Here is an 18,120-nt window from a genome sequence, read left to right on the forward strand (position 1 = left end):
CCCCGGGCTTTGAGCGCTGCGTTGTACGCTGCCCAGTTGGTGGTCTTGTAGCGGGGCTTGGCGCTCTTGGATTCACTCATGTCCCGAGGCTAACAGTTCGGGGGGCAGGGTTTGTGCAACAGAGCCTTCTTGATATAGAAGTCCAGCTCACGGCGCAAAAAGCCGCCCAAGTCTTTGTGGATGAAATAGTCCGCCGTGTTCTTGGTGGTGTAGTCGCTCAGGTGCTTTTCCAGCAGGGTGCGCTGCGGATTTTTCTCGGTCGGCGCGCGCTGGCCCAGCGCCAGCCAACGCGCCTTCACCGCGCTATCTGCCAGCACGGTTTCCACTGCTTTGGTAACCAGCGCCTCCTGCTTGGTGCCTTTGGGCTGGGCGGCATATTCAAAGCGAATGATCAGCTCCTTGCTGCCATCGGCGGTTTGTACTTCCTCAACGGGTAGCAGCTCTTCTTCGTATTCGTCGCCGTTTTCATCCACACGGGTAACAGTTTTGGCCGCTACCAGGGCAAAGCGCCGTTCCTTGTCGTTGTCCTTGCGGTTGTCTTTGGCGGTGTCGGCGGCGGCCAGGCGCAAATGCACCGTGCGGCCGTCTTCCAACTTGAAGCTGTAATTGCTGAAGTTCTCGCCGCTCTTGGTGTAGTACTGATCCTTGTTGGCCCAGTGCAGCATCACCTCTTCGCCCGCGTAGGGGATGGCGTAGGTGTCGCCCTTGTAGCGGCGCTGGCTGATGAAGTCACCATTTTGGTAATAGCGCGAGAAAAAGGTCAGCAGGTGCGAGAACACGGCATTTTCGTGTTCGCTGGCACCGGTGCTGTACTGCGCCAGCTTTTGGCGCAACTCTTGCACTTTCGGGACCGTGGCCGGATCGATGCCGTCTGCCTGGTATTGCGCTTCCTTGTCCTTCAGTTCGCGCGCCACCTGCTCTTGCTGTGCAGCGCCACCTTGGCTGAGCGCGGTTTGCACCTTCTCGGCCAGCCGGTTTTGCAGGTAGTCGTTGATCTCGCCCGCCCGGGCGTTGAGGATGCGGTAGATGCCAAAGTCCAGTTCCGGGCGGTCGATCTGGAAGATCTCGCGCAGCTTGGCGACGAGCTCCTGGAATTTGGGATGTTGTTTGTTGGTCATGGCGTGCCCTGATCTCGGGATTTCTGATGCTTTATAGGATGTGCGTTTCAGGTGACCTGCCAGCGGATGCTGAACAGGGTCTCGTGGCTGGTTTTTTCTTGCAGGCGCTGCTGAAGCGAGGCAATCAGCGCATCGCGCTTGGCGATGATTTCGTCTTCCACCTCAAAAACTTCTTGCCGCAGGCGGCGCTGCTTGCGCTCCAGCTCAGACAGCTCGCGCTGGATGCCGTCTTGCTCCTGCAAGGTGGCGGCTTTGCGGGCGTCGCGCTTGAGCTGTGCGATGCGGGCTTTGGTGTGCTTCAGGGCCTCTTCTGCGGCCAGCAGCTTGTCGTCGGCCCAGCGTTCCAGCTTGTCCCGTTCTTCATGGAACAGGCGCTGGTTGGCTTCAATAAATCCTGAAATAGTAGCTGCTACCGCTTGCTGGCTATTGGCTAGAAGCGTTTTTGGCACAGATTCTTCCAGGGGCGCGGGCTTGCCTGCGGCGGGAAGGGCCATGAGCTTTTCGCAGGTTTCCTGGTCTAGTACCCGCCCATCGTCCGTGAGGCCGGAGAACAGCAGCGCCTCGGTGGTCTCGAAGGCAGTCACTTCCAGCCGGGCCAGCGTCAGCCAGCCGGACTTGCCGCGCAGCCTCTCAATGACGGAGACGCGCGCGCCGTGTTTTTCGTAGTCCAGCTTCACGGTGGCGACGGGCGTGGCTGCGTTCAGACTGGCTTCAATGCTCCACTCCCCCAGCGGGTGGCTAAGGCGGTAGGCGTGTGCCAGCATGTCCGGCTGCGCCGCCCCACGAATAAGTTGATAGCGACCGACAGCGATACCCGCTGGCGGCGTGGTCAATGAGAACGCGTAGGACTGCTCGTCAAAGCGTGCGCGGTCATGGAGGGCATAGCGGGTCACGCCCCAAAACCAGCGCCCGAGTTTGTCGAGGCGTGCTTCGGCCTCGTCCAATCGCAGCTTGAGCCGGTCGTGGACATCCTCATCGAAGTTCTCTAGCAGCTGGGACTGGGTGTCTTTGATGCGGTCGGCTATGGATTCTTCCAGCTCCGCTTGCAGCGCATTGAAGGCGGCTTCGATCTGCGCGGGCTGGCGGCAGGTGTCGTAGATTTGGAGGATGCGTTTTTCAAAATCGAGGCCTCCCTCGATGCGGCCCAGCACTTCATCGCTTGCGCCAAACACCCCAGAGAACAGCTTGAATTTTTCGGTGAGCAGCTCCAGCACACGCTGGTCGGCCTGGTTGCGGGTGTTGAGGAAGTTGATGACCACCACATCAAAACGCTGACCGTAGCGGTGGCAGCGGCCAATGCGCTGCTCAACGCGCTGCGGGTTCCACGGCAGGTCGTAATTGATGATCAGCGCGCAGAACTGCAAATTGACGCCTTCGGCAGCCGCTTCAGTGGCGATCATGATTTCCGCACCACTGCCGTCGTCCTTGCGGAAGTGGTCGATCAGCGCGGTGCGGCGATCGACCTGCGGCGAGCCGGTGACGCGATCCGTGCCTTTGTTCTCTTGCAGCCAACGTTGGTAAATGGCGGTGGAGTCTTCGTGGGTGTTGGTTCCACTGAACAACACCAATTTGCCCGCATGGCCGTTGGCGGAGAGAAAGCGGTGCAGGTACTCCTGCGTGCGCTTGGACTCCGTGAAGATGATGGCCTTTCGTGGCGCACGCAGCTCGGCCATCTTGCCGAAGCCCAGATTGAGCGCCTTCAATAGGGCCTGCGCCTTGGTGTCGGTTTTCAGGGCTTGGGCGGCATCGACGAATGCGGTCAGCTCTGCAATCTCGGCGGTGATGGCAGCGCGGACGGCCTGGGAATCTTTTGCCGCGTCTGTCTTACTGCTTTCTGCTAGCTCAGGCGTGAGGGCTTCGGCGTCTTCGTCGGCCTCGCTGGCTTCCTCTTCGAGGTAGTCCTGCTCCAGATCGTCCTCGGCAATGAGCTGTTCGACCAGTTGGCTGCCGTCGTCTTCCGCTTTGTCTGCTGTGAGCAAGCCCTGCAGCCGCTCGCGAATGGTGACCAAGGTGGCGGCAACAGCGTGCGAGCTGGAGGCCAGCAGCTTGCGCAAAATCAGCCCAGTGAGATGGCGTTGCTGCTTAGGCAGGGCGTAGGAGTCTTCCTTTTGCAGAAAGGCCGAGATGCGCTCGTACAGCGCCTGCTCGTCGTCGGTGGGGTTGAACGGCTGGGTGAGGGCCTTGCGCTCGGTGTACTGGATGTACTCCAGCACGTCACGGCGCAGTGTGCGTTTGGCGAAGCTGGCAAGACGCTCACGCAGCTCGTCCAAGCCGGTGCCGCTGTTCATGAATTGCTTGCGAAAGGCAGCTTCGTCGCCGAACAGGTGCTCGTCGATCAGTGTGGACAGGCCGTACAGCTCCATCAGCGAGTTTTGCAACGGCGTGGCGGTGAGCAGCAGCTTTTTGCGGCCTTGCAGCGCGCGCTTGAGTGCCTGCCCGGTGCGGTTGCTGGCGCGGTGCGCATTGCGCAGCTTGTGCGCTTCGTCAATGACCACCACATCCCAAGGCACGGCACGCAATTCAGCCTCCAGCTTGGCGGCGAACTGGTAGGACATGATCACAACCGCCTTGCCAACCTGCCGCTGCAAGGTGGCGAGCAGGTCGCCCGCAGACTGCTTGCGCAGGGAAACTGCATCCACCACGGTGGTGGGCACGGCAAACTTGTCGTGCAGCTCCTGCGCCCATTGCTTGCGCAGGCTAGCCGGGCATATGACCAGCAGCCGACGACGGCGCTCAGCCCAGTATTGGCAAACCACCAGCGCGGCTTCAATGGTTTTGCCCAGCCCCACCTCGTCAGCCAGCAGTACGCCTTCCTGCAATGGGTTGCGAAGTGCGAACAGCGCCGCCTCGATCTGGTGCGGGTTCAAATCGACGCTGGCATCGAACAGCGATTGGGAGAGGCGATCTACGCCATCGGCAGCGTGCCGCCGCGTCAGCTCGTGGGCGTAGTACTTGGCTTGGTAAGCGCAGATCACCTTTGTCCCCCGGCGGAATCGACAGACTGCGCATGGATCCAGGCATCGATATCCATTTTTCTGAAACGCCACACCCCGCCGACTTTGAAGGCTGGGATCTTTTTAGCGCCAGCCAACCGATAGATCGTCCGTTCTGTGACCTTCAAATAGGCTGCCACTTCGGCCAAAGTCAGAACGCCTTCGTTGGATGTGTTTTGAGTCATTTCTGATGTTTTATTGGTAATGTTGTCTAGTTTAGTGCCATCTATCCAGCAGCCCGCCTGCGCTGCAGCGGGGCATGGCTGCACTTTTTTGGTGCATGGCGCGGCTGCCAAGCCGTGGCGTCTTGGGCACGCTGCACCGCACCAAAGGGTCGCATCGCCCTGAAAATACGGGCCAAAAGCAAAGATTTTTTCAGCTTGGCACGGTTCTTGCTTACATCTTTCTTCAAGCGCCATTGTGCAATTAGGCAGGTGCCCAGGCACCTGTGCATGATGGCAAGCCTTCATTTATTGAATAGCTGTTTACGCTTGTATTTGCTTGTTTTAAAGATTATTTATCTATGAAAACATTTATTTATCAGCGGTAGAAGCTATTGTTTTATTGATTCAACCGGCCAGCTTGAAGAACCCACCATGATCCGCATCAATCCCCACTACCCCAAGCTGCAAGCCAGCTATTTGTTTGCCGACATCGCCCGGCGCGTCAGCGCCTTTCAGCAGCAGCACCCGGACAAACACCTGATCCGCCTGGGCATTGGCGACGTGACCCAGCCGCTGCCGCCCGCCTGCATTGCCGCGCTGCACCAGGCCACGGACGAGATGGCCAATGCCGCCAACTTTCGCGGCTATGGCCCGGAGCAGGGCTACGACTTTCTGCGCCAAGCGATTGCCACGCACGACTTCCAAGCCCGTGGTGCCCAGATCGATGCCGATGAAATTTTTGTCAGCGATGGCGCCAAGTCCGACACCGGCAACATCCAGGAGATTTTTGCGCAGGATGTGCGCGTGGCCATCCCCGATCCGGTGTACCCGGTGTATGTGGACACCAACGTCATGGCCGGGCGCACCGATGCCGCCGTCGATGGCCGCTACCCCGGCTTTGTCTATCTGGACAGCACCGCCGCCAACGGCTATGTGCCCGCCCTGCCCAGCGAGCCGGTCGATCTGATCTACCTGTGCTTTCCGAACAACCCCACGGGTGCCACGGCCACGCGCGCGCAACTGGCTGCCTGGGTGGAGTACGCGCGCCAAAACCGGGCGCTGATTTTGTTTGATGCGGCGTATGAAGCCTTTATTCGCGACCCCGAACTGCCGCACTCCATCTACGAAATCCCCGGCGCACGCGAGGTGGCGATTGAGTTTCGCAGCTACTCCAAGACGGCGGGCTTTACCGGCCTGCGCTGCGCCTACACCGTGGTGCCCAAAGAGTGCATGGCCTGGGACGACAGCGGCCAGCCCGTAGCCCTGCATGCGCTGTGGATGCGGCGGCACACGACCAAGTTCAACGGCGTGTCCTACCCCGTGCAACGCGCTGCCGAGGCGGTGTACAGCGCCGAGGGCCAGCAGCAGGTGCGGGCGCTGATTGACGGCTATCTGGACAACGCCCGCACCATTCGCCGCGCTTTTGAGGCCATGGGCTTTGCTTGCACCGGGGGCGAGAACGCGCCCTACGTCTGGATTGATGCGCAGCGCGATGCCTGGGCGTTTTTCGACCTGCTGCTGCACCGCGCCGGGGTGGTCTGCACGCCGGGGGTGGGCTTTGGCCGCTGCGGCCAGCAGCATGTGCGCATCAGCGCCTTCAATAGTGCAGAAAACGTGGCCAACGCCTTGCAGCGTATACGCCAAGCGCTTCAATAAATACAGCAAACAGAGAATCCACCATGCCCATTTCCAACGATTTTCGCCAGCGCCTGTACCCCCAGCTGCCAGCCATTGCCGAGCACTTCGGCACGCCCTTCCACATCTATGACGAGGCGGGCATCCGCGCCACCGTGGCCCGCCTGTATGCGGCCTTTGCCAAGGTGGCCGGGTTCAAAGAGTATTACGCCGTCAAGGCGCTGCCCAACCCGCGCATCCTGGCCTTGCTGCGTGAGCTGGGCTGCGGTTTTGATTGCAGCTCCATCGCCGAGCTGGTGCTGGCCCGCCAGGCTGGCGCACGCGGCGAGGAGATCATGTTCACCTCCAACAACACCTCGCCCGAAGAATTTGCCGTGGCCGCGCAGGACGGCGGCTGCATCCTGAACCTGGACGACCTGAGCCTGGTGGCCAAGGTGCCGCAGATGCCCGAGCTGGTGTGCTTTCGCTACAACCCCGGGGCCGAGCGCAGCGGCAACAGCATCATCGGCAACCCGCTGGAGGCCAAATACGGCGTGCCGCACGCCCAGCTGCTCGACGCTTTTCGCGCCGCCCAGGCCCGGGGGGCGCGGCGCTTTGGCCTGCACACCATGCTGGCCTCGAACGAGCGCGACCACCGCTACATGGTGCAGACGGTGGAGATGCTGCTGCAAGTGGCCGCCTGGGTGCAGGCAGAGCTGGGCATTCGCCTGGAGTTCATCAACATGGGCGGCGGCCTGGGCATCCCCTACCGGCCCGAAGAGGAAGCATTCGATGTCGAGGCCCTGGGCCACCAGGCGCAGGCGCTGCTGGCCGATTTCCGCACCCGCCACGGCCACACACCCGCGCTGCACATGGAAAGCGGGCGCTACATCACCGGCCCGCACGGCGTGCTGGTGACGCGGGCCATCAACCGCAAAGAGAGTTATCGCACCTACATCGGCGTGGATGCCTGCATGTCCGCCCTGATGCGCCCTGGCATGTACGGCGCGTACCACCACATCGACGTGGTGGGCAAAACCGCCAGCGAGGCCAGCCCGCATGACGCGCTGGTGGATGTCGTTGGCTCCCTGTGCGAAAACAACGACAAATTCGCCGTGCAGCGCCCCCTGCCGCCGGTGGCCGATGGCGATCTGCTCGTCATCCACGACACCGGGGCGCACGGCCACGCCATGGGCTTTAACTACAACGGCAAGCTGCGCCCGCAGGAGCTGCTGCTGCGCCCCCATGGCAGCGTAGAGCGCATCCGCCGCGCCGAGACGCTGCAAGACTACTTCGCCACGCTGCAATTTCCCGCGCGGGAGTGGCAGCCATGACCCTGCCACGCCTGCACCCCCGCCAAAACGCCATTGCCGCCGTGCTGGGTGTGACCCCGCCGTTTACCAACCCGGCCATGCTGGCAGCCGAGGCGCTGCGGCGGCAGGTCTTCATCGAAGACACGCTGCAGGCCAGCGGCCTGACCACCCTGGTGCTGGGCATCAGCGGCGGGGTTGATTCGCTGGTGGCCGGGCGACTGGCACAACTGGCCGTGCAGGCGCTGCGCACCCGCACCCGCGATGGCCGCTACCGCTTCATCGCTGTGCGCCTGCCCTACAGCACCCAGCACGACGAGGACGCTGCCCGCGCCGCTCTGGCCTTTATCCGCGCCGATGAGGAATGCACCGTGCCCATTGAAAACGCGGTGCAGGCCCTGGCTGCGCACCTGCCCAAGCTGTCCACCCTGCCCGCCCGCCGGCGCGATGTTGTGCTGGGCAACGTCAAGGCCCGCACCCGCATGGTGGCGCAGTACGCCCTGGCCAACGCCACGGGCGGGCTGGTGATTGGCACCGACCACGCCGCCGAGGCGGTGATGGGCTTTTTCACCAAATTCGGCGATGGTGCGTGCGATCTGGCCCCGCTGTCCGGCTTGGTCAAGGGCCAGGTGCGCGCCATTGCTGCCCACCTGGGCGCACCGGCCGAACTGGTTCACAAAACCCCCACCGCCGATCTGGAAGACCTCGCCCCAGGCCGCCCGGACGAAGCCGCCTACGGTGTCACCTACGACCAGATTGATGCCTTTTTGCACGGTCAGCCGGTGGATGCCCACGCCTTCCAGCGCATCGTCACCGCCTACGAAGCCAGCGGGCACAAACGCGCCCACCCCCTTACGCCATGACCACGACGAGCACAACGGCTTTGCGCCGCCCACCCCTGCCCTTCACCAAAATGCACGGCCTGGGCAACGATTTTCTGGTGCTGGATGCCACGCGCCAGCCCGTCGCCCTGTCACCAGAAGACATCCGTGCCCTGGCCGATCGGCATTTCGGCGTGGGCTTCGACCAGTTGCTGGTGGTCACGCCAGGGCCAAGGGCGGATGTGGACTTTGGCTACCGCATCTTTAACGCCGATGGCTCTGAGGTGGAGCAATGCGGCAACGGTGCCCGCTGCTTTGCCCGCTTCGTTCACGACCAGGGACTGACGGACCAACGCCGCATCCGCGTGCAGACCTGCGCAGGCACCATCGTGCTGCACATCACCGACACCGGCCACGTGCAGGTGGACATGGGCATGCCGCGCTTTCTGCCGCAAGAAATCCCCTTCAGCGCCCCGGCCCCAGCGCTGCGCTACCCCGTGGCTGTGGGCGATGAAATGGTGCAACTGGCCGTGGTGAACATGGGCAACCCGCACGCTGTGCTGCGCGTGGCGGATGTGGACAGCGCCCCCGTCGCCACACTGGGGCCACAGCTGGAATCGCACCCGCGCTTTCCCGCCCGGGTGAATGTTGGCTTCATGCAGGTGCTGGCCCCCGACCGCATCCGCCTGCGCGTTTATGAACGCGGCACCGGCGAAACCCTGGCCTGCGGCACCGGTGCCTGCGCCGCCGTGGTCGCCGGGCAGCGCCTGGGCTGGCTGGGCCAGCACGTGACCGTGCTGCTGCCCGGCGGGCCATTGCAGATTGACTGGCCGGGCGAAGGCCAGCACGTGCACATGCAAGGCCCGGCCACGCGGGTGTACGACGGCCTGTGGCACTGGCCCGAAGCCGCGCCCGCCGTGTAAACAACAAATCAGCAAAATCAAACGCAAAGCAAAAAGCCCTGAAACTTTTCAGTTTCAGGGCTTTGCATCTGGCGCGGCTGGCAGGAATCGAACCCACGACCCCTTGGTTCGTAGCCAAGTACTCTATCCAGCTGAGCTACAGCCGCGCAAAAAAAAACGATTCACTGGCGGAGAGGGAGGGATTCGAACCCTCGGTGATGTTGCCACCACGCCTGATTTCGAGTCAGGTACATTCGACCACTCTGCCACCTCTCCGCATCGTGGAATCCGCAATTGTAGCTGGATTTTTAGGCCCGCACGAAAAATTTACGCTGAAATATGCTGAAATTTACGCGGCCAAGCGTTCCAAGCCGCCCATGTAGGGGCGCAGCACTTCGGGAATGGTCACGCTGCCGTCCTGGTTCTGATAATTTTCCAGCACGGCCACCAGGCAGCGGCCCACGGCCAGGCCCGAGCCGTTCAGGGTGTGCACCAGCTCGTTTTTGCCCTTGGCATTCTTGAAGCGCGCTTGCAGGCGGCGGGCTTGGAAGTCTTCGCAGTTGGAGATAGAGCTGATTTCGCGGTACTTGCCCTGGCCGGGCAGCCACACTTCCAGGTCGTAGGTTTTGGCCGCGCCAAAGCCCATGTCGCCCGTGCACAGGCTCATCACGCGGTAGGGCAAGCCCAGTTTTTGCAGGATGGCTTCGGCGTGGCCAGTCATGGCTTCCAGCGCTTCGTAGCTGTTTTCGGGGTGGACGATTTGCACCATTTCCACCTTGTCAAACTGGTGCTGGCGGATCATGCCGCGCGTATCGCGCCCGTAGCTGCCGGCCTCGGAGCGAAAGCACGGCGTGTGCGCGGTCAGGCGGATGGGCAAAGTGGCCTCGGGCAGCACTTCGTCGCGCACAAAGTTGGTCAGTGGCACCTCGCTGGTGGGGATCAGGTACAGCGCCGCATGATCGGGCACCGGCTCGCCGTCCTGCCCGCCTTTTTTGGCGGCAAACAGGTCTTCCTCAAATTTGGGCAACTGGCCCGTGCCTTGGAGCGAATCGGCGTTCACCGCGTAGGGCACATAGCACTCGGTGTAGCCGTGCTCCTGGGTTTGCACATCCAGCATGAATTGCGCCAGGGCACGGTGCAGGCGGGCAATGCCGCCTTGCATGACCGTAAAGCGGGCCCCGGAGAGCTTCACGCCCATATCAAAATCCAACCCCAGCGGCGTGCCCACATCCACGTGGTCTTTGGCCTCGAAGTCAAAGCTGCGCGGTGTGCCCCAGCGGCGCACTTCGACGTTGTCCTCCTCGCCCGCGCCCACGGGCACGCTCGCGTGCGGCAGGTTGGGCACGGCCAGCAGCAAGGTGGCTAGCTCAGTCTGGATGGATTCCAGGCGCTGGGCCGAGGCATCCAGCTCATCCTTGAAAGCGGCAACTTGGGCCTTGGCGGCTTCGGCGGCCTCTTTCTCGCCTTTGCCCATGAGCTGGCCGATCTGTTTGGAGAGCTGATTGCGCTGGGCCTGCAATTCTTCCGTGCGCATTTGCAGGGTTTTGCGCTCGGCTTCCAGGGCACGGAAAGCCTCAACGTTCAAGTAGGGTTGGGGATTTTTACGGGTGGCAAGACGGGCGATAACGCTGTCCAAATCTTTGCGCAGCAAAAGAACATCTAGCATGGTGGTGGTATCAGTGAGGCCGTAGCGCGGCAAACCGCTAATTGTGCCTGCTATAACCGCTGGTCTGCACAACCCTGGAGGCTGCCCCCGATGTTCTACGTCTTTAACACCAACGGCCCAATGTACGCTGGCAGCTACGAGCGCCTGAGCCAAATCGCTGCCGTGCGCGGCGTGGCACGGCCGGCGGCGCTGCGCTCCAACACCACGGACGTGGGCGAACGCGCAGCCGGCCATCTGGCCACCGATACCGCCCCCCCGCACACCCAGCGCCAAAGCGCCCAACTGCGCAGCGCCTACGGCCAAGATGCCCCCAAAGAGCGCCGCCCCCTGGAATTGGTGGCCGATGTGATGACACGGGGCGCTTTGACCGTGCGCCCGCACATGTCGGTGGAGGCGGCCTGGAGCCTGCTCAGCACGCACCAGGTGGCCCAGGCCCCCGTGCTCAATGAGCGCGATCGGGTGGTGGGCCTGCTGCTGCGTGCTGACATGGCCCCGCCATCGCTGGCGCGCAGCCCCAGCCCGGCCATGGCCCAGCGCCGCGTGGCCGAGCTGATGCTCACACCCGTTCCCGCCGTGGCGCAAGACACCAGCTTGCGCCGCCTGGCCCATGTGCTGATGGATACCGGCTTGCCCGGCCTGCCCGTAACCGATGCCGAGGGGGTGCTGCTGGGCTTTGTCAGCCGCACCGACATCCTGCGGGCCGTGGCGGCCGATCCGCCGCTGGACATGTGGGGTTAAATAACAGAGCTTGAACCGCTCATAAACAAAGGGCTTCAGAGGTTAAAAACCCTGAAGCCCTTTATTTTCAAGCGCAAATAGCTCTTTATTTTTTCGATTTACTGATGGACAGCGGCTCCAGCTTCAAGCCTTTGGGCAGGGGGAACTTGATGGTTTCCTCCAACCCGTCCATCTTGCGCACGCTGGCCGCGCCCAATGCCTGGATGCGCGCAATCACGCCCTGCACCAGCACCTCGGGGGCCGATGCGCCCGCCGTCAAGCCCACGCGGGTGGCCTGGGCGAACCACTGCGGCTGCAATTCTTCGGGGCTATCAACCATGAAGGCGGGCGTGCCCAGGCGCTCGGCCAGCTCGCGCAGGCGGTTGCTGTTGCTGCTGGTGGGGCTGCCCACGACGATGAGCACATCCACCTGCCCGGCCAATTGCTTGACCGCATCCTGGCGGTTCTGCGTGGCGTAGCAAATATCTTGCTGCTTGGGCTCGCGAATCTGCGGAAAGCGCTGGCGAATGGCGGCCAGAATGCTGGCGGCATCGTCCACGCTCAAGGTGGTCTGGGTGACCACGGCCAGCTTCTCGCTTTGGCGCGGCTGCACGGTGTGGACGTCGGCCTCGTCCTCGACCAGGTAGATGCCGTCCAAGAGCTGGCCCATGGTGCCTTCCACCTCGGGGTGGCCTTTGTGGCCAATCATGAGGAACTCGTAGCCCTCCTTGGCCAGCTTGGCCACTTCAACGTGGACCTTGGTCACCAGCGGGCAGGTGGCATCAAAAATGCTAAAGCCCCGGCGCTTGGCCTCTTCCTGCACGGCCTGGCTCACGCCGTGGGCCGAGAACACCAAGGTGGCACCGGCTGGCACCTCAGCCAAGTCTTCGATAAAGATCGCGCCGCGCGCTTTCAGGTCATTGACCACATAGGTGTTGTGCACAATTTCATGGCGCACGTAGATGGGGGCACCAAATTTGAGCAGCGCCCGCTCGACGATCTCGATCGCACGATCGACCCCGGCGCAAAAGCCGCGCGGCTCGGCCAGGAGAATTTCTTTGGGCTCCATCACCTCAAATGATCCCAATGATTTCAACTTCAAACGTCACCGGCTGGCCGGCCAGCGGGTGGTTGAAGTCAAACAGCACCGCGCCATCCTCGCGCACCTGCACCACGGCACCGGCGTAGCTGCCTTCGCCATCGGGGGTGGGAAATTCCACCACTTCGCCCACTTCGTACTGCTCGTTCGGGTCGCCCTGGGCACTGAGCAGCTTGCGCGATACCCACTGCACCAGTTCGGGGTTGCGCTCGCTAAACGCCGCACCGGCCGGCAACGCAAAGCTGGCGCGTTCACCCTCGGCCAGGCCGATGATTTTTTCTTCCAGCGCAGGGGCCAGCTCCCCCATGCCCAGCGTCAGCGTGCTGGGTTTGCCACCAAAGGTGTTCACCACATCGCCGGTGGCACCGCTTAAGCGGTAGTGCAAAGTTAAAAAAGCGCCCGGCTGCACGCGGGCGGTGTCCTGGGTTGATGCGAAGCTATCGGTCATAAGAGTCCCTTTAAACTGGGCCGCATTGTAAGAAGTTACCCTTAGCCCTTTTTTTACGCCTGCCATGTCGTTCAAAGACTTACCCCCCGATACCCTGCCGCGCGAAAAACTCCTGGCCCGGGGCGCGGGTGCGCTGTCCGATGCGGAGCTGCTGGCCATTTTGCTGCGCACCGGCCTGGCCGGCTGCGGCGTGCTGCAACTGGCGCACACGATTTTGGCGCAGCAAGGCGGGCTGGCTGGGCTGCTCAACGCCAGCGTGCGCGACCTGGCCAGCATCAAAGGCCTGGGGCCGGCCAAGCAAACCGAAATTTTGGCCGTGATGGAACTGGCCCGCCGCGCCACCGCCCAGCAGCTGCAGCAGCGCCCGCTGTTTGACAGCCCCGAGGCCGTGAAACACTATTTGCAACTGCACTTGGCACACCGCCAGCACGAGGTGTTTGCCGTGCTGTTTCTGGACAGCCAGCACCACCTGATTGCCATGGAGGAGCTGTTTCGCGGCACGCTCAGTCAAACCTCGGTGTACCCGCGCGAGGTGGTGCTGCGGGCCTTGCACCACCACGCCGCCGCCGTGGTGCTGGCGCACAACCACCCCAGCGGCAGTGTGGAGCCTAGCCGTGCCGACATCCAGCTGACGAACACCTTGAAATCGGCCCTGGCGCTGGTGGATGTGCGTGTGCTGGACCACCTTATCGTGGCCCAGGGCCAGGCCTTGTCGATGGCCGAGCAGGGCTTGGTATGAAGCCAGCCACCCGCATCCATGGCCTGCACGGACTCAAACCCCTGGCCAAAGAGATCCAACAGCGCCACGCCCAACAATTGGCCCTGCGCCAGGCCCAGGAAGCGGCCGCCCGCCAAGCCGAACGCGAGCGCAATCTGTTTGCTCTTACGGTAGGAGCAGTAACCCCACTGCCTGTAAAAAATATCTATCAAAACAAATCAAAAAACATACCTCCAGAGCCGCTGCAGCTGCATATTGATGAGCAAAACGTGCTGCGCGAAGCCATGAGCGATGAGTTTGACATCAGCACCTTGCTGGAGGTGGATGCCGATTTAAGCTACCGCAGCCCCGGTATCGGCCCGGACGTGTTGCGCAAGCTGCGCAGCGGGCAGTGGAGCATTCAGCGCCAGCTGGACCTGCACGGCCTGCGCACCGACGAGGCCCGCGAGGCCCTGGGCCAATTCATCCGCCTAGCCCACCGCACCGGGCTGCGCTGCGTGCGCATCATCCACGGCAAGGGCCTGGGCTCGCCGGGCAAGGTGCCCGTGCTCAAGGGCAAGGTGCTGCGCTGGCTGGTGCAAAAGCGCGAAGTGCAAGCCTTTGTTCAGGCCCGGCCCGCCGATGGCGGTGCCGGGGCGCTGATCGTTTTATTGCAGCCCAGCCATCGCTCACATCGGCGCTAAGAACGTGTTCATGATCTCGAATGAAGGTGTGGGGGATGCGGTTCGGGATGGGTTGCGAGGCGCAAACCACAGCAATAGCTTGGCTATTGCGAGGATTTGCAACGACGCAGACCGCCCGAAGCCGCGCCCGCACACCCATGAGGAGATCGTGAACACGTTCTCAAGCCCTTTTTTGCCTAAAGGGCTTGGCATAATTGAATGCACACACTGCACCCTCTGCAGTTTTTTCTGCCCCATGCCGCACATCTTTCGTCTATTTTTTGCTGTTGCCTGCGTTTTCGCCGTGGCAGCAGCTTTGCTGGGCTGCAGCCCCCGCTACCAGCCCCCACTGACGGTCGGCACCAATACCTGGATTGGCTACGAGCCCTTGTATTTGGCCCGCGACTTGGGCTACTACGAAGGGGCCAATCTGCGCTTGGTGGAGCTGGCATCAACCACCCAAACCCTGGATGCCTTGCGCGTTGGCAGCTTGGACCTGGCGGGGCTGACCCTGGATGAAGCCTTGCTGCTGGCCCAAGAGGGTGTGCCCATCGCCGTTATTTGGGTGCTGAACACCTCTGCCGGTGCAGATGCACTGCTGGCCAAGCCTGGCATCACCACCTTGGATGCCCTGCGCGGCAAACGCATTGGCGTGGAGCAAACCGCCGTCGGGGGCTACATGCTCAACGCCGCCTTAGCACAAGCGAACCTGCAGGTGTCCGACATCCGCGTCGTGCCCCTGCCCCTGGATGAACACTGGCCCGCCTGGCAGGCCAACGCCATTGATGCCGTGGTCACGTTTGACCCCGTGCGCCAAAAAATTCTTAACGCGGGCGGGCAAATGGTGTTCAGCAGCGCAGACATTCCGGGGCAAATCGTCGATGTCTTAGTAGCGCGGCAATCGGCTTTAGAGTGCTGCCGCGCGCACATTGAACGGCTGATTGCCGGTCAGCAGCAGGCCCTGACCTATTTGCGCGAACACCCCACCCCAGCCTGGCAGCACATGGCCCAGCGCCAAGGCATTGCCCCCCAGGAGCTGGGCCAGGCACTGGCGGGCATTGACATCCCCGATGCCCGCATGAACCACACGCTGCTGACCCAGCCTGACACCGGCTTGGCCGCCACCGCCCAGTACTTGGCCACCGTGATGCAGGCCAGCCGCCTGCTGCCCAGCCCGCCCAATATGGCGGATCTGATTCGGGCCGATTTTGCCCAAAAGGCCACCCCATGACCGCCAGCCCCTCTACTGCGCCGCGCTCCATCCGCTTGCAGGTATGGCTGCCCCTGGCCTTGCTCATCGTCTGCGCCCTGGTGTTTTTCTTGCTAACGCTTTTAGAGCACTGGCACGCCCAGCAAGACCTGCACCGCTTCTCGGAGCGCACGGCCCACTCTCAGCTGCTCAGTACCCGCCGGGCCTTGGAAACCGTGCTGCGCCGAGGCGATGGCAGTGGCGGTGGCATGGATGCCATCGTGGCCGATTTAGGCCTCTCGCCGATGGTCAATTACGCCGTTTTGCTCGATGACAACGACCAGGTGCTGGCCGCCACCCAATTTGCCTGGAAAGGCTTGCCTGCCAAGCAAGCCTTGCCCCACCAAGCCCAGGCCCTGGACACAGTCAGCACCGTACCCGGCCAAGCCGCCCACCTGCACTTGGACATCGAACGCCTGCAGCTGCACGCCATCTCCCCGGTGGCCATGCCCCTGCGCTCCAACGAGTTGCGCACCAACCGCTACGGCAGCCTGTTGATTGAATACGACCTGGCGCCCTTGGTCGCCCAGTCCAGCGCACACACGCGGACGCAAGGGCTGATGTTTCTGCTCATTACCAGCATTGCGGCCATCCTGCTCTTAAGCCTTGCCCGCTACTTCATCCTGCGCCCGGTGGCCGCTCTGGACGCAGCCATGCGCACCATTGGCCAGGGGCAGTTACAAATCGCTGCGCCCTTGACGGGCACCGGCGAGCTGTTTCAGCTGGGCCAATCCCTGCAACACATGGCCCAAACGCTGCATGCCAGCCAAGCGGCACTGAGCACGACCGAGGCACGGTTTCACCAACTGGCCGATGCAACCCTGGAGGCGATCTTTTTTCACGAACAAGGCACCATCCTGGACGTTAATAGCCGGGCCGAACAGCTGTTGGGGCGGCCCGCCCAGCAGCTCATTGGGACTGATATCTTCACCTTAGTGAGCCCGGAATACCGCCCCCTCATCCAACAGCGGGCCACCGCTGGGGCCACGGGCGTGTGGGATGTGAGTTTTCTATCGGTGGATGGCACCCCCATCCCTTGCGAAGTCACCGCCATGCAGCGCGAGGTGGACGGACGCACCGTGCGCACGGTGGTTGCCCGCGATATGCGCCCGCGCCTGCAGGCCGAGGCCAAAATCCGGCAGCTGGCCCACTTTGATACCCTGACCGGCCTGCCCAACCGCCGCCAGATTTTTGACCACATTCACCTGGAGCTTCAAGAAGTAGAGCGCAATCCGAACCGCCGATCGGCCTTGGCGACCTTTAATCTTGATAATTTCAAAGCCATCAACGATGCCTTTGGCATGGCTTTTGGCGATACCGCCTTGCGCACCCTGGCCCAGCGCCTGAGCAGCCAGCAAGTGCAGCACCAGTTTTTTGCCCGCATCCACAGCGACACCTTTGCCCTGCTGCTGACCAACCTGAGCGGCACACTGGAACAAGCCAGCGCCCAGGCGGCCAGCAGCATCGAAAACGTGCTGGCCCAAATCGCCCAGCCCCTGCAGGTTCACCATCAGACCCTGCACCTGTCCGCTGGTGCTGGTGTGGTCATGATCCCCAATGACAGCCAAGACCCGCCCGAGCTGCTGCGCGAGGCCGAAACGGCCATGCACCTGTCCAAAGCGGCGGGCGACAACCGCGTGCGCTTTTTTGCCCACGCCCTGCAAGAAGCGGCCAGCGCCCGGCTGGCCCTGCGCAACGATTTAAAAGCCGCGCTGCACATCACCGCCCCCGCGCCCCAAGAGCTGCTGCTGCACTACCAGCCGCAAATCAATGCCCAAGGCCAATTGCACGGGGTGGAAGCCCTGGTGCGCTGGAACCACCCCCAGCAAGGGCTGATCCCCCCCGGGGCCTTTATTGCCGAGGCCGAGGCCAGCGGCCTGATCGTGCCCCTGGGCAACTGGGTGCTGCTAGAGGCGGCCGCCGCCCTGCGCCGCTGGCAGACCGAATCGGGCCATGCCACCTGGGCGCAGCCGCTGACCATGGCGGTAAACGTCAGCCCCCGCCAGTTCAGAGAGCCCGATTTTGTCGATCGCGTGTGCGCTACCCTGGAGCAGCTGGGCCTGAACGCCCTGTCCCTGGAGCTGGAGCTGACCGAAAGCGTGGTGGCCGACGACCTGGAAGCCACGCTGGCAAAAATGCAGCTGCTGCGCCAATACGGCGTGCGCTTTGCCCTGGACGACTTTGGCACGGGCTACTCCAGCCTGTCCTACCTCAAGCACCTGCCGATTGATACGCTGAAAATCGACCGCTCTTTTGTGATGGACATTGATGCCCAGGCCCCAACCTCCCCCGGTGGCAAACGCCCGGCGGTGTTGATTGAAGCCATCATCGCCATGGCCCACCAGCTGAACATGCAAGTGCTGGCCGAAGGGGTAGAAACCCCCGCACAGCTGGCCCACCTGAAAGCCTCGGGCTGCGATATTTTTCAGGGCTATTTCTTTAGCAAACCCCTGCCAGAAGGGCTGCTGCTGCCCTGGGCCAGCCAACGCAGCCAAGAGCATGCGCCTTAACACGTTCTCAGAACGTGTTTGCGATCTAAGAACGTGTTCATGATCTCGAATGAAGGTGTGGGGGATGCGGTTCGGGATGGGTTGCGAGGCGCAAACCACAGCAATAGCTTGGCTATTGCGAGGATTTGC

General features: G+C 62.5%; 15 protein-coding genes and 2 tRNA genes. 9 read left to right on the top strand and 8 right to left on the bottom strand.

What is annotated here, in order from left to right; all coding sequences use genetic code 11:
- Window positions 1-89 precede the first annotated feature (89 nt).
- Genes J1777_RS05545 through J1777_RS14610 form a run of 3 tightly spaced genes read right to left on the bottom strand, consistent with a single transcriptional unit; the run spans window position 90 to window position 4,530 of the window.
- Complete coding sequence (locus J1777_RS05545) at window positions 90-1,118, bottom strand: hypothetical protein (RefSeq protein WP_207574826.1); 1,029 nt, start codon at window positions 1,116-1,118, stop codon at window positions 90-92.
- A 47-nt stretch (window positions 1,119-1,165) separates the two neighbouring features.
- The gene (locus J1777_RS05550; RefSeq protein WP_207574827.1) at window positions 1,166-4,093 is read right to left on the bottom strand and encodes an SNF2-related protein; all 2,928 of its coding nucleotides are present in this window, start codon (window positions 4,091-4,093) and stop codon (window positions 1,166-1,168) included.
- A complete protein-coding gene (locus J1777_RS14610; RefSeq protein ID WP_479723407.1) occupies window positions 4,090-4,530 on the bottom strand; it encodes a helix-turn-helix domain-containing protein in 441 nt (146 codons plus the stop codon). Before J1777_RS14610 ends, J1777_RS05550 begins: the two co-directional genes overlap by 4 nt.
- A gap of 177 nt (window positions 4,531-4,707) precedes the next feature.
- Between J1777_RS14610 and J1777_RS05560 the strand changes: the two genes are divergently transcribed.
- Genes J1777_RS05560 through dapF form a run of 4 tightly spaced genes read left to right on the top strand, consistent with a single transcriptional unit; the run spans window position 4,708 to window position 8,943 of the window.
- Window positions 4,708-5,931 carry an LL-diaminopimelate aminotransferase gene (locus tag J1777_RS05560; RefSeq protein WP_207574828.1) on the top strand — a complete coding sequence of 408 codons (1,224 nt, stop codon included), beginning with the start codon at window positions 4,708-4,710 and terminating at the stop codon, window positions 5,929-5,931.
- Between the two features lie 23 nt (window positions 5,932-5,954).
- Window positions 5,955-7,223 carry a diaminopimelate decarboxylase gene (locus J1777_RS05565; protein WP_207574829.1) on the top strand — a complete coding sequence of 423 codons (1,269 nt, stop codon included), beginning with the start codon at window positions 5,955-5,957 and terminating at the stop codon, window positions 7,221-7,223.
- The gene (gene nadE, locus J1777_RS05570) at window positions 7,220-8,062 is read left to right on the top strand and encodes an ammonia-dependent NAD(+) synthetase (RefSeq protein WP_207574830.1); all 843 of its coding nucleotides are present in this window, start codon (window positions 7,220-7,222) and stop codon (window positions 8,060-8,062) included. The genes J1777_RS05565 and nadE overlap by 4 nt, the downstream gene beginning before the upstream one ends.
- Window positions 8,059-8,943, top strand: coding sequence for a diaminopimelate epimerase (gene dapF, locus J1777_RS05575; RefSeq protein ID WP_207574831.1), 885 nt, complete (start codon window positions 8,059-8,061; stop codon window positions 8,941-8,943). The genes nadE and dapF overlap by 4 nt, the downstream gene beginning before the upstream one ends.
- 69 nt (window positions 8,944-9,012) lie before the next feature.
- Here the strand turns inward: dapF and J1777_RS05580 are convergent.
- From J1777_RS05580 to serS, 3 genes are all read right to left on the bottom strand, one after another.
- A tRNA-Arg gene (locus J1777_RS05580) sits at window positions 9,013-9,089 on the bottom strand.
- A 19-nt stretch (window positions 9,090-9,108) separates the two neighbouring features.
- A tRNA-Ser gene (locus J1777_RS05585) sits at window positions 9,109-9,198 on the bottom strand.
- 73 nt (window positions 9,199-9,271) lie between these two features.
- A complete protein-coding gene (gene serS / locus J1777_RS05590) occupies window positions 9,272-10,588 on the bottom strand; it encodes a serine--tRNA ligase (RefSeq protein ID WP_207574832.1) in 1,317 nt (438 codons plus the stop codon).
- Window positions 10,589-10,678: 90 nt separating this feature from the next.
- Here serS and J1777_RS05595 point away from each other — a divergent pair, with 90 nt between their 5' ends.
- Complete coding sequence (locus J1777_RS05595; protein ID WP_207574833.1) at window positions 10,679-11,326, top strand: CBS domain-containing protein; 648 nt, start codon at window positions 10,679-10,681, stop codon at window positions 11,324-11,326.
- An 85-nt stretch (window positions 11,327-11,411) separates the two neighbouring features.
- Here J1777_RS05595 and ispH read toward each other — a convergent pair whose 3' ends face one another.
- Together ispH and J1777_RS05605 are read right to left on the bottom strand one after the other, a co-directional pair.
- The gene (ispH, locus tag J1777_RS05600) at window positions 11,412-12,374 is read right to left on the bottom strand and encodes a 4-hydroxy-3-methylbut-2-enyl diphosphate reductase (protein WP_242700407.1); all 963 of its coding nucleotides are present in this window, start codon (window positions 12,372-12,374) and stop codon (window positions 11,412-11,414) included.
- Window positions 12,375-12,378: 4 nt separating this feature from the next.
- A complete protein-coding gene (locus tag J1777_RS05605) occupies window positions 12,379-12,852 on the bottom strand; it encodes an FKBP-type peptidyl-prolyl cis-trans isomerase (RefSeq protein ID WP_207574835.1) in 474 nt (157 codons plus the stop codon).
- A 64-nt stretch (window positions 12,853-12,916) separates the two neighbouring features.
- Here J1777_RS05605 and radC point away from each other — a divergent pair, with 64 nt between their 5' ends.
- From radC to J1777_RS05625, 4 genes are all read left to right on the top strand, one after another.
- Window positions 12,917-13,591, top strand: a complete 675-nt coding sequence (gene radC / locus J1777_RS05610) for a RadC family protein (RefSeq protein WP_207574836.1) — start codon at window positions 12,917-12,919, stop codon at window positions 13,589-13,591.
- The gene (locus J1777_RS05615) at window positions 13,588-14,253 is read left to right on the top strand and encodes a Smr/MutS family protein (RefSeq protein WP_207574837.1); all 666 of its coding nucleotides are present in this window, start codon (window positions 13,588-13,590) and stop codon (window positions 14,251-14,253) included. The genes radC and J1777_RS05615 overlap by 4 nt, the downstream gene beginning before the upstream one ends.
- Before the next feature lie 283 nt (window positions 14,254-14,536).
- The gene (locus J1777_RS05620) at window positions 14,537-15,463 is read left to right on the top strand and encodes an ABC transporter substrate-binding protein (RefSeq protein ID WP_207574838.1); all 927 of its coding nucleotides are present in this window, start codon (window positions 14,537-14,539) and stop codon (window positions 15,461-15,463) included.
- Complete coding sequence (locus J1777_RS05625; RefSeq protein WP_242700409.1) at window positions 15,460-17,991, top strand: putative bifunctional diguanylate cyclase/phosphodiesterase; 2,532 nt, start codon at window positions 15,460-15,462, stop codon at window positions 17,989-17,991. The genes J1777_RS05620 and J1777_RS05625 overlap by 4 nt, the downstream gene beginning before the upstream one ends.
- The last annotated feature ends 129 nt before the right edge of the window (window positions 17,992-18,120 follow it).

Origin of the sequence: Comamonas denitrificans (genome assembly GCF_017368815.1) — a bacterium.
Classification (GTDB): domain Bacteria; phylum Pseudomonadota; class Gammaproteobacteria; order Burkholderiales; family Burkholderiaceae_C; genus Comamonas; species Comamonas denitrificans.

Coding starts and splice junctions, on each gene's coding strand:
- J1777_RS05545 (WP_207574826.1), bottom strand. CDS start 1,118: ATGACCAACAAACAACATCCCAAATTCCAGGAGCTCGTCGCCAAGCTG.
- J1777_RS14610 (WP_479723407.1), bottom strand. CDS start 4,530: ATGGCGCTTGAAGAAAGATGTAAGCAAGAACCGTGCCAAGCTGAAAAA.
- J1777_RS05560 (WP_207574828.1), top strand. CDS start 4,708: ATGATCCGCATCAATCCCCACTACCCCAAGCTGCAAGCCAGCTATTTG.
- J1777_RS05565 (WP_207574829.1), top strand. CDS start 5,955: ATGCCCATTTCCAACGATTTTCGCCAGCGCCTGTACCCCCAGCTGCCA.
- nadE (WP_207574830.1), top strand. CDS start 7,220: ATGACCCTGCCACGCCTGCACCCCCGCCAAAACGCCATTGCCGCCGTG.
- dapF (WP_207574831.1), top strand. CDS start 8,059: ATGACCACGACGAGCACAACGGCTTTGCGCCGCCCACCCCTGCCCTTC.
- serS (WP_207574832.1), bottom strand. CDS start 10,588: ATGCTAGATGTTCTTTTGCTGCGCAAAGATTTGGACAGCGTTATCGCC.
- J1777_RS05595 (WP_207574833.1), top strand. CDS start 10,679: ATGTTCTACGTCTTTAACACCAACGGCCCAATGTACGCTGGCAGCTAC.
- ispH (WP_242700407.1), bottom strand. CDS start 12,374: ATGGAGCCCAAAGAAATTCTCCTGGCCGAGCCGCGCGGCTTTTGCGCC.
- J1777_RS05605 (WP_207574835.1), bottom strand. CDS start 12,852: ATGACCGATAGCTTCGCATCAACCCAGGACACCGCCCGCGTGCAGCCG.
- radC (WP_207574836.1), top strand. CDS start 12,917: ATGTCGTTCAAAGACTTACCCCCCGATACCCTGCCGCGCGAAAAACTC.
- J1777_RS05615 (WP_207574837.1), top strand. CDS start 13,588: ATGAAGCCAGCCACCCGCATCCATGGCCTGCACGGACTCAAACCCCTG.
- J1777_RS05625 (WP_242700409.1), top strand. CDS start 15,460: ATGACCGCCAGCCCCTCTACTGCGCCGCGCTCCATCCGCTTGCAGGTA.